Source organism: Photorhabdus kayaii (genome assembly GCF_025384895.1).
Taxonomy (GTDB): domain Bacteria; phylum Pseudomonadota; class Gammaproteobacteria; order Enterobacterales; family Enterobacteriaceae; genus Photorhabdus; species Photorhabdus kayaii.
Genome location: NZ_JAJAFZ010000057.1, coordinates 1 through 12,890 on the forward strand (window position 1 = coordinate 1; position 12,890 = coordinate 12,890).

Annotated in this window: 2 protein-coding genes; one reads left to right on the forward strand and one right to left on the reverse strand. The window is 43.9% G+C overall.

Annotated elements, in window-relative coordinates:
* Positions 1-761: 761 nt before the first annotated feature.
* A complete protein-coding gene (gene rtxA / locus LGZ98_RS17925; RefSeq protein WP_262978357.1) occupies positions 762-11,327 on the forward strand; it encodes an MARTX multifunctional-autoprocessing repeats-in-toxin holotoxin RtxA in 10,566 nt (3,521 codons plus the stop codon).
* Between the two features lie 322 nt (positions 11,328-11,649).
* Here rtxA and LGZ98_RS17930 read toward each other — a convergent pair whose 3' ends face one another.
* Complete coding sequence (locus LGZ98_RS17930) at positions 11,650-12,888, reverse strand: ATP-grasp domain-containing protein (RefSeq protein ID WP_113041730.1); 1,239 nt, start codon at positions 12,886-12,888, stop codon at positions 11,650-11,652.
* Between the last annotated feature and the right edge of the window lie 2 nt (positions 12,889-12,890).

Here is a 12,890-nt window from a genome sequence, read left to right on the forward strand (position 1 = left end):
ATATTGTATTTATTGGTCGTATTTATTTAGATCAGAGTAATGGGAGTGAACTGTTGTTTTTTACTATCGATATTTTCTTGAAAAGAAATAAGTTAAATTTTCCTGCATTTCTGATGCAACAATGTTAATAATTTAACCTTAGTAATTTTATTTATGAAAATTTTTTTAATTATTCCAATAAAAACAATAAATTAGCCTGTAGTTTAATCTTGTTTTTCACTATTTTATTTGCATTGTTAATATCAATGTAGGGATATAGGGCAATATATGGGGGGTAAACAGACTTTCTTATGCATTAATATTGATTTTGAGTTTTTGCTCTATATTATTTTATTCTGATTATTCATTTAACCGTATTTTTAGATATATAAGTCCATTATGTCTCTGAGCTTAGGGTTTTTGCTTCACTATATATTTTATAATCTTTTTGAGTAAATTTCTTGTTGAGGAAGAAATATGTCTAAAAAATTCGAACAAATCACTTCTGATATCAGTTATAACAAAGGCGTTTTTTCTCATTATTTCGTTGATTAGAAAAAAACAATCAATGGGGTAATAACTCAATAGAGTTAGAATAATCTACCTAATTAGACATAATTATATAAATAATGCCTGGGTGATGGCTGTCATTATATTTTTTTACCGTGGGAAGAACGGTGGGTTTGCTCTGTCCATGGAAAACTAGATTCTCAAAACCGCTGCTGTATCTGCCAGATGCAGTGGTTTTCTATTTAACCTCAGTTTAAATTAAGGGATTGTTTATGGGAAAATCATCAAACCGCAGTACAGAATATTTCTTTACTGGAAAATATTACGATGATGATGATGGCAATAATATTGTTGCCATTGGTGTCGGAGGGGTTATTTATGCCAAAGGAGGAGATGATCGTATTATCCTCGGGTCAATTGGAGCAACAGTTTATGCCGATTCTGGCAACAAGGTAGTCGATGGTAGCGCCGGATATTTAAAAGTAGTGGATAAGGAAGGTAATCTGGCTGTACATGGCGCTGCGGGTTATTCGGGTATTGATAAAAGTGGTAATGGTAATATTTCATTTACTGGTGCGGCAGGGGGTGTTTTTATGGATCATCGGGGTGACCACGGTGATCTCAATTTCTCAGGAGCAGCGGCTTATAATGGCCTGAATCGCAAAGGACAATCCGGTAATGTGACTTTTAACGGTGTTGGTGGTTATAACGAATTATGGCATGAAACGAATCAAGGTAATTTAAATTTTGCCGGCGCTGGTGCCGGTAATAAAATTGACCGTATTTGGTATGATCACTATGAGAAAAGCCACGGTGATGTGAAATTTGACGGTGGGGGAGCAGCGAATAGTATCAGTTCGTGGGTTGAAAGTGGCAATATTAATTTCACAGGTGCCGGAGCTGATAACCACATTATACGTAAAGGTAAAGAAGGCAATATTATTTTGCATGGCGCCGGGGCATCAAACCGTATTGAGCGTTTGCACCAAAGTCAAGATCAATATGGACAGACGCACGGTAATATCGAATTTGAAGGGGCAGGGGGTTATAACCGGATCTATTCTGATGTCGCACATGGTGATATTACTTTCGATGGTGCCGGTGCTTACAATGAAATATCAAGAATCGGCGCAGATAGCGGTTCTCGTGATGGTACTCTGGAATATGCTAAAGCCGAAGAGATTGTGTTAACGACAGCGACAATGGGAGGAAGTTGGATTCAGCAATCCAAACAAGTAACAGGTATTAAATCAATTATCGAGCCTAACACTTATCTCTTTGCATTTGCCGATGAAATGTACACTAAGATTAGTAAAGTCCAACTCCGAAATGATCCTGAAACCGGTAAGCTCAATTATTACGCCACTTCTTGGTACAAACAGGGAAATCATCTTAAGAATCTTGCTACGGAGAATATCTCTTCAAGCAATGGATTTACTGATATAGGCTTCAATAATGGTTACCGTCTCTCTAATTTAATCTTCGAGCATCATCACCCCGTTATTATTCAACATACTGTTGAAGAAGATTTGCAGGAGAACCAGTGGGTGACTTATGCCGGTGGAACCAATGCCCGAGCAGGAGATATCACGTTAATTGATGCCAAGATGCATGGGCATGCAATCCATTCTGGTGGTTTGATATTAGATGTTTCAGCGGTGAAATCGAACAGTCAACCGAACACTTATATTTATGCCAAGTATGTTGAGTCATATACCAAAGTGGTGATGGTTGAATTGGCGAATAATCCTGAAACCGGCGCGCTGCAATATTATGCCAGTGCGTGGTACAAAGCGGGTGATCATACCGGTAATCTGGCTGATGAAGATTTTTCATTCAAAAATGGTTATCGCTCAATGGATATAGGCGGATATTTGCTAACTAATCTGCAATATAAAGTGAATTCAGTATGCCGTGTTTCTGAGCACTTAGCACATACCGAAGAGTACAGTCATCAGGAGTTGGTGAAATTATCCGCCGATATGGGTGACAGCGCCGGTGACATTAATTTCAAGGGCATGGGGGGCGGTAATGTCATTACTTCCAGCGTCACACGCGGCAATGTCAATTTTGAAGGCGCTGGTGCTGCCAATGTGATTGTGAAACGTGGGGAACAGGGCAATCTGACATTCCGGGGCGCAGGTCTGGCAAACGTATTGGTTCATCAAAGCCAGCGTGGAGAAATGGATGTTTACGCTGGCGGTGCGGCAAACGTATTGGTTCGAATCGGTGATGGGCGGTATCTGGCTCATCTTTTGGCAATGGGTAATATTTCGATTCATCAAGGTAATGGCGATAGCCGAGTTATCATGTTTGGGGGGTACAACACCCATAGCCAAATAGGTAATGCTAACGCTAATTGGTTAGGTGCCGGCGGTTTTAATGTGATGACCCAAACAGGTAAAGGGAAGGTTTCCTCGGTACTGGTGGGTGGCGCTAATGTGCTGACTAAGCTTGGTGCCGGTGATTTGGTTGCCGGTATGCTTGGTGGCGCGAACATTATCACGCATCTCAACGATGATGAAATATCAGGCACTACGGCGGTTGCATTAGGCGGCGCCAATATTCTGACGAAAAAGGGCAGAGGAAGTGCTATTGCGCTGATGGGTGGTGGCGCCAATGTGTTTACTCACATTGGCAATGGAAATATGACGGGGGTGATGTTAGGTGGCGCTAATATCTTGACCAAAATCGAAAACGGTGACACCACGGGTATCATGCTTGGCATAGGCAATGTGCTGACTCATGTCGGTGGCAATCAGACTCTGGGCGTTATGGGAGCCGCAGGCAATGTCTTTACCAAAGTGGGTAATGGAACTGCGATTGCGGCCATGATTGGCGAGGGCAATATCTTTACCTATGTTGGTCGCGGTGATGCATGGGGGTTGATGGGAGGCTTGGGGAATGTTTTTACCAGAGTGGGGGATGGTAAGGCGCTGGCATTGATGATCGCTGCCGGCAATGTGTTTACTCACATTGGTGATGAAATGAGTGTTGCCTTGATGTTGGCGAAAGGCAATATCGCCACCAAAGTGGGTAACGGCATGACGCTGGCAGCCATGATCGGTGAGGCTAATGTGATGACCCATATTGGTCATGGCTCAACCTTTGCCGCGATGATCGGGCAGGGCAATATTCTGACGAAAGCGGGCAATGATTTGGCGCTCGGTTTGATGATTGGTGAGGCCAATATCTATTCGCATGTAGGTAATGGCACCAGTATTGGCTTGTTTGCCGGCGAGCTGAATGTAATGACCAGGGTTGGTGATGGTACAACATTGGCGGCAATGTTTGGTCGAGCCAATATCATGACGCATTCCGGCAATGGCTTAACGGGGGTTTTAGCGTTAGGAGAGGCAAATATTGTCACCAAAGTGGGTGATGATTTTATGGGGGTGGTTGCGGCGGCGGAGGCGAATGTCATCACTCATAAGGGATCATCAACTACTGCTGCCGTGTTATTCGGTAAGGGCAATATTCTAACGAAGGTAGGGGACGGGACAACAGTCGGTTTACTTATTTCCGATGTGGGTAACATCATGACCCATGTTGGCCATGGCGTGACGGTGGGGTTCGCCAAAGGGAAAGCCAATATCATTACCAAAGTGGGGAGTGGTATCGGCGTTAATGCTGTTTGGGGGGATGCTAATATCCTGACTCAGGTTGGTGATGGCAACCGTTATAACTTCGCGAAAGGTAAAGCGAATATCATTACCAAAGTGGGTAATGCGCAGGAAATCACGGTTGTTCAAGGTGATGCCAATATCATTACCCATGTGGGGCAAGGTGATGATTATACCGGCGCTTGGGGCAAATCTAATGTGATTACCAAGGTCGGTGATGGGCGCAATGTCGTGCTTGCCAAAGCTGATGCCAACATTGTGACTCAGGTCGGTAACGGTGACAGCTTTAATGCCTTGTGGAGTAAAGGAAATATTGTCACTAAAGTGGGTGACGGTATGCAGGTTACTGTGGCAAAAGGCAGAGCCAATATCACGACTACGGTGGGGAATGGTTTAAGTGTCACCGCGACGCATGGCGATTTTAATGTCAATACCAACGTGGGGGATGGTGTTTCCGTTAACACCGTGTGGGGTGAATATAACGTTAATACTAAAGTCGGGCATGGTCTCAATGTTGCGATCATGAAAGGTAAAGGCAATGCCAATATTCATGTTGGTGATGGCTTGGGGATTAACGCTTCTTATGCACGTAATAATGTGGCGATTAAGGTGGGTAATGGTGATTTCTACACGCTTTCTATTGCAGAAAGCGACACGCAAAGTAATAACCTCCCCTTACTGTTTAAAAATATTAAACAGACTGTGTTAAATGTGGAAGGTAGCTACGCGATTAACTATCTGATTCACGGTAATGAGGAGAATACTTCTGGAACCCTTAAGGGCCGAGGGGCGATTAGTTTAACCGAAGTTTCTGCTATTGATGGTTTCCAGATGAATGCCATTGATAAAGTTGGTTCGGATCTGCGTGATAAATTAAGTGGCACGGTAACACAGGTGGAGACTCCTGATACTGAGGCTATCCAGAATGCCTTGCATATTGGAGACAAGGTTGATTCGACTCAGAGTGAATCATCATCACAAGCTGACGCTGTTATTAAACATGCAAAACAGGACGGAGCTGCGCAAAATGCGTTAAGTGATAAAGAGAAAGCAGAGGAAAATCGCCGTATTCTGGAACAAGAGCGGGATGATCAACTGAAAATAATTTCAAAATCACAATTCCAATTGGAATCAACGGATCAAAATGCGCTGAAGACCAATGGACAAGTACAGCGTGATGCAATAAGTGGAGAAGAGCGAGCAGTAATGAAGGAACTGTTCTCCATGACTCAACGTCTGGATGCGCTTAATGGCTATGGGAATTACGCTGGTCAATCGGGTGATGAGTGGCGTGACCGGTTTGCTGCGGGATATTTGGACCGTACTCAGGAGAAATTAGATGACACTAAATTTATTTCACAGAAAAAATTAGCGGGTTTACAGCCGAGCCTTATTGATAACCAACAACAAGTAAAAAATGCAATTGGCAAATCAGAAGCAGGTTTAAAGCAAGGTTATCAGAATATCAAGAACGCAGACGACAATATTGAAGATGCGCGTACAAGCGCGAAATCAAGACAGAAAGAAGCAGATTTACAACATCTGCGGGCAGTAAAAGCGGAAAGTGATGCCTATGCCGTGTATGAAGAAGCGAAACAACGCGGTGAACATGATAGTTCGGTAGCGAAAAATAAAGCCGCTCAGGTACAGGCTGATGCAAAAGGTGCGAAACAGGCTGGTGATGCAAAACCCGATCGTAGCGGAGCGACCGGCAGTGGCTTGTCTGGAAAAGCGTATATACCAATCGACGTAGTGAAACCGAAAAGTCATATCAATCCTGAATCTAAAACGGAAGCTAATGGCTGGAACAGTGAAGATCTAACGCTAACAGCTACAGATTTGGCGGCATTGAGTAGTGCGCAACAGGCGATTAATCGGCTACAGATCAACAGGAGTATTCGCGCAGAAAATGTTGGTGCTTCGATCATTTCCCTGTTTACCGGAACGTCATCCGATAGGGTTGTGGAACCTATCTCGAATCAACCTGGAAAGTTAACCAAAAAAGCACCTGTCATTTCGGGTATCAATTTGCAAGGATTGGGGCAAACGGCTGGTGGAGATAGCCTTAAATCTCATTCTTCCATCCTGAGAGAGTTTGAGCCTTTCTTGCTGAGTCAGGGTGACAAACGGTTTATTGATTCGACGAAAAGATATCTTGGTCAGATAAATACCGATCGGCCCAGTAAGGCGCTGGCGGCCATGCGTCAGGCTTTCAACAATGCGGTTGAACAACCTGATGAGCAGCATGTGTTGCAGCTTGAGCAAGCGCTTGCTCATTGGCAACAGCGTAATCCCAATGAATTTGCCAAGCGTGGCCGATTAGTCAAAAGCCTGCGTTTTGAGATGGGAGAATTGGTTGCCTACCTTCAAGCAAAAAGAGCTGAATCAGCCGGGATTTTAGGCGTTAGCTTATCGCCTGACCATGTTGCACGGTTTGACCAACAGGTATCCTTTGATGGCTTCGGGCGGGTGGTAGGTTTGAAAGGTGATATCGCTCAAAGCGAAATTAATCGTCTTACTGATTTACAAATCAAGCCATTGACCCAGATTAACTCTGCGGCGGAACGGGAAGCGCCTAAAACTGAAAGTGAAAGCTTCATCGTTTTCGTTAGCCGATTGCAACAAGAAGCGATTCCCGAAGGTATGCCGTTAGTTGAACGAGCCAAAAACCTTTGGCTTAGCGGACAGGTAACACGACGGGAAACCATTAAGCTATTTGAGGATGCGGTTGCCCAGTTGCAGGCACATCCTGAATTACACATGCTAGCTCAGCAGTTACTGGCTGATGCCCGTAAGGAAAAGGCGACTGGACAATATATTGATAACCTGTTTAGCCGCCATTTTGATTCTGAATTGGCCCATGAATTGGTGAAAACAGCGCCACAGGATGCCATGACCACTTCCAGGCAGACAGGACAATTTTTGGTAGAGAAATTTGAACAGTGGATAGGGGGTTTTTATCCTGATGTCGCCGAGCGTGAAAAGATTATTGCTAAAAAGATGGCCGGTTTTGCCAGGGCCATTAATAAGGACTTTCGTCCCTGGTTTAGTCGAGTGCCTGAATTGACAACGTTCCTGGACAAACCGACTTTTGCCAATTTCAAAACCATGATGACTCAGGTTAATGATGGTTTTGCTGTGATTAAGGTACCATTTCTGGCAGTAAAAATGGCCATTACCCCAGGAATGGGGATGGAGCGTGCGGAGTGGAAGGTGAAAGGGGATCGCTTCTATGAGGAGGTTATCACCAAGGCCCGTTCGACCAGTAGTCAACTGACTAGCGGGGCTGATATCACGTATGAAGTTGAAGTAACCGAAAAGCAGACCAAAGATTATGGTACGGCGTTGCCCTACCAGCCTGCCAATAACAAGTATGATGACTTTTTATATGGCAGAAAGGTTGCTGCGGGTCGAATTTTGGTCCCCGGACAGGAAACGAGATTTGAGCATAATGCGTTAGCGCAAGGCCACTCTGTGGTAACGGGGGCTTCTGGCTCGACCAATATCATGGTTCACCTCAATAACTATATTGCTAGTGAACAGCCTACTTTCTCGGCCAGACAGAGCTATCTCAACACGCTGGCGTTTCTGGTATTTGATGGTGGTCATTCTGTCAACGAAAGTCTGGCGGTTTATCAGGCACTACAGGTAACCGGTGATGAACAACGCAAGCAGTTGCTAAATAGCTACACTACCAATTATAGGGAGCTGGTGGATATTGCCGGTGAAGAAGGCAAAGTGTGGATAAGTCAGGCGCTGGATAACGCGTTCCAAGAAACTGGGGAATTCTATCAAAAACATGCCAGGGTGAAGCCACAAAGTCGCCCTGCGGTGGAAGAGTTAGATGGGTTATCGGGTAAGAATAAGAGGCCAGATCCTACTATCATCGGCGATCCTCATCAGGATCAGAAAATGAGCAGGCCACTCGGTGACTGGCAAATAGAGACGGTGATGCCACAAGCTGATGGCCGTGAAACTCGCTTTGATGGTCAGATGATTATCCAAATGGAGGATGATCCGATTGTCGCTAAAGCCGCGGCCAATCTGGCGGGTAAACATTCAGATTCTAGCGTAGTGGTTCAACTTGACTCTAGTGGTAAATATCGTGTGGTTTATGGCGATCTTGCCAGATTATCCGGTAAGTTACGTTGGCAGATTGTCGGTCATGGCCGTGAGACGTCGGAACAAAATAACATTCGTCTGAGTGGTTACACCGCTGATGAATTGGCGACCAGATTAACGCGGTTTTATCAGGACGTTAATCAGGGTAAAAGCATAACTCACAAACCTGATCACATCAGTATTGTGGGCTGTTCTTTGATAAGTGATGACAAACGGGATGGCTTTGCTCGTCGTTTTATTACTGTGTTAGATAAGCAAGGCATTCGCAGTGATGTTTCCGCTCGCAGTAGTGAAGTGGCTGTTGATGCCAGTGGACGCAAATTTACCCGTGATCAAAATAACCAATGGGTTAACAATTTGTCTGATAATAAAATCGTATTGAGTTGGAATAACCAAAATGAGTTGATCACGCATACCGAGCTAGTTCGCCGTGGTATTGCCGAAAGTGATATTAACTTCTCCAGGGTAGGACATACCGAAGCTGATACCGTTATTAAAGGAGCGATCGCGGGTAACGTTGAACAATTTGTTAAACCAAACAAACGTAAAAATACGATTCAAATTGATGCCAATGAGAAAGCGAATAATCAGCTCAGTTACTCCGGTAATATCCAAGTGAATGTGGGAGATGGGGAGTTTACCGCACTCAATTGGGGAACCTCGAACGTTGGTATCAAAGTGGGTAGCGGTGGTTTTAAATCACTGGCCTTCGGTGATAACAATGTGATGGTACACATCGGTAATGGTGACAGTAAACAGAGCTTCGATATTGCAGGCTACCAGGCGCTTGAAGGGGCGCAAATGTTTATCGGTAATCGTAATGTCAGTTTTAATCAGGGCCGTAGTAATGACCTGATTGTGATGGTGGATAAATACATTCCAACGCCGCCGTTGGTTAATCCGTTTGATGGTGCTGCGCGTATTGCTCACGTACTGCAAGGGATTGCCGGTTCCAGTGCGGATCAAGATTGGTTGGTGGCGCAAGATCAACAGTGGACCATCGCTGGTGCGAAGAGATTTGTGGAGGATATGTCAGGTTTGGACCAAACCAGCAATGTGGACTACAACACATTGACTGATCTGGATTCGCAACATGAACGTAGCAGCCGTGGTTTGAAATACGATGCCGAATTAACTCTGAACAAGAAGTTTAATCAGTGGCTAGGGGAACATGGTGAGGGTGCTGATATGGGCAAAATAAGTCGCATGGATCAGTTTCGTCAGGCCAATCGGAAACTGGCTTTCAACTTTGCTGTTGGCGGGCGTGGCGCTGATATTCAGGTGACAACCGGTAACTGGAACCTGATGTTCGGTGACCATATTCAGTCGATTTTGGATACCAATCTGGGTTCATTGTTTGGTCTGATGACGCAACAATATTCAGCCACGGGCATGGCGAAGACCACCTTTACCTATAATCCACAGGACTTGCCGCGTCAGCTCAAGAATAAACTGATTGGCCGATTAGCGAGTATAAATGCAGACACCACCTTAGCGGATATTTTTGGCGTGAACTACACCGCAGAGGGGAAAATTATTTCCTATACAGGTGAATCGGTTGATGGTGAGGCAATTCTGCAAGAGATGTTGGAAGTGATAGGGGAATTTAGTGGTGATCAACTGCAAACTTTCACCAATCCAGAAAAGTTACTTGATAGCCTGGAGGCGGGTATTGATATGGGCGAGGAGGGTGTCAGGTCATTTGCGGAGAGCCATGGTTTGAAAGAGAAAGCGCCCAATGAGCGTCAGGAATCAGGATCTTCGGTGAGTATCAATGGAGAAAATGCTCAGACCAATAATAAACCCAAACCTGCATTTGGTTTTAATGCGCTTAACTTACCTAATCTGTTTGCGACGATGTTCAGCGAAGAGAAGCAGCGAGAGATGAAATCGTTAGTGGTTAACCTGAAAGAAAACCTGACGACAGATCTGCTTAATATGGAAGAAAAAACGTTTGATTTCCTGCGTAGCAGCGGTCATCTGCAAGGGGATGGCGATATCCACGTATCGTTGGGGAACTATAACTTCAACTGGGGCGGTGACGGTAAAGATCTTGGTGCCTATCTGGGCGATAACAATAATTTCTGGGGTGGTCGTGGTAGTGATGTCTATTACTCGCTAGGTACCTCCAATATTTTTTCAGGTGGTGAAGGCAATGACTTGGGCGTCCTGATGGGGCGTGAAAACTGGATGTTTGGCGGTAAGGGGGATGATACCGCAGTGGTGGCCGGGCGGATTAACCATGTCTTTATGGGGGAAGGCAATGACCAGACATTTGTCTTTGGTGAAGGCGGTTTTATTGATGCGGGTAACGGGCAGGATTACGTTGTCACCTCCGGCAACTATAACCGGGTGGATACTGGGGAAGGTCAGGATTATACGGTGATCATCGGCAATAATAATCAGGCCGAACTGGGAGGAGGCGACGATTTTGCCAGAGTATTTGGTAATGACAACCGGATTGATGGTTACTCCGGCAATGATGCGATTAAGCTGATGGGCTACCATGCGGTGATTAAGGGTGGCGAAGGTGATGATCATCTGATAGCCGCCGCTATTTCGAAGTTCAGCCAGTTTGATGGCGGTGAAGGTCAGGATCTGCTGGTGTTAGGCGGGTATCAGAACAATTTCCGGGGCGGTGCAGGTGTGGATAGCTTTGTGGTCAGCGAAGAAGTGATTGATAACCGAGTGAGCGATATTAACGCAGAAGATATGATCTTGTTTAACGGTGTTGACTGGCGAAACCTGTGGTTTCAGCGTAGCGGGTATGATCTGGTGCTGTCAGTGAATCGCCATACTCAGGACACCACCGCTCAGGGGAAATTTGAATCGGTAGGTTCGGTTACCTTTAATGATTACTTTAATGGCAATCGCGCCAAATTGGTGGCTTGGATGAGCGATGAGGAGGCATCAGGCGAACGTGAATTTACGGCACTGTCAGATAATGCCGTGGATTCCCTGATCCAGGCAATGAGTGGCTTTGCTCCGGCAGTGGGTGATAATGGTTTTATTGCGGGTTTGGACAGTCAGGCGAAAGTGGCTATCGCAACGGCGTGGACCGATGTCACGATTGGTAAGGGGAAATTTGTTTAACAGCAGCAATTTTAGTATTGCGTAAATTCAGGCTCGGCTTTTTCGGTAAATTGTTGGCAAAAATCATCGATGTTGCAGTAAAGTTCTTCTAGATTATACATGCCTGAGGATTTCTACGATTCTGTTTTCTTGAGCAGAAACTTTGATCAAGCCTCAGGCACTTACTGCCTATCCTAATAGGACTATTTTATTTGCCCTTCTTTGCCATAAAGAGCGAACTTGGGCAGTGCTCAGACAAAAGCATTAGCTTTTGACCGCACTTTACAATTATGCCTATTGGGATAGGCTCTTAGTTCCCTTCTTAAACAAACCTCAGGTCAACTTAATTAACTGTTTTAAAATTAATTTGGCTATAGAACCATTCCATAATCTCGGCGATGAGGTTTTTAACTTCATTCGAAGTTGATGAAGTTATAGTGATTTCAGCTATAACTTGGCGCTCGTCAGAAAAATAATCTCCATCCCTAGCAAAAGTTTTATAGCTTGTAACTTGAGGGAAAGGGCAAGATTCAGGAATATTATAAATATAAGAGTTGGTTAATTTATTTGGTATAATTATCCATCCGCAAATTGAGCTTGGCCTAATATTGATAGAGTCAAGCTGTTCATTTGACACATTACCAATGTAAGCATTAAATGCAATCTCTTGTGGGTTGATGCCAAATATATTTTCTATCGCAGTCATTACTGGCCCACCGCCTGCACGAGCAGCGATTTCGCATAATTTAAAACTTCCGTCAGAACATAGGAAAACTTCTGCATGAAAAGCAAAATTCACAGGTGAAGGAAGTGCCCCAATACATTTTCTTACATATTTTATTATTCTATCAAACAGTTTATCCTCAGGTAATAACAAACAACTTGAAATATAGTTTCCATCCTGAAAGTCCATGCAATTTGACACATATAATGAAGGCCAAATAAATCTTATCTGATTATTTAAGACAACTCCATCAACATGATACATTGGGCTATCAACAAATTCCTCGACTATCATATTAATTATCTCTTCGGAATTTTTCTTTAATCCAATATATAAAGAATTATGGAGATCATTGTCATTTTTCAGTATTGAAATGCCTCGTGCACGTTTAGAAGTTCGTGGTTTGAGTATGACGGGATAATCATGCTCCTCAATGAATTTGATAACATCTAGAGCATTTTTTATCAATGAAAACTTAGGGATGGAAACATTATTTCTTTCCAAAATCTTTTTCATCACACCTTTGTCTCTATATGCTTCTATTGCCTCGACACTTGCACCTGGCAGACCCCATTTATCTCTTATGTAAGCAGCGGGTAATAAGTCAAACTCTCTGACCCCTATAACGTAATCAAAGACCGTTTCTTTTCTCAACTTTTCTGCATGATAAAAAATAAGGTCATCATTATCTGGATGTAAACTTTCAATACCAACAACTTTCTTAAACGATGAAATCACTTCATTGCTCATTAGCCTTAATGATTCGATAGAGGTAATTAAATAGCAATTGTGATCTTTATACCATTCACTTACAGGGTTAGAATTAGAGGATTCAAAATCAATAATAAGAAAATTCATCT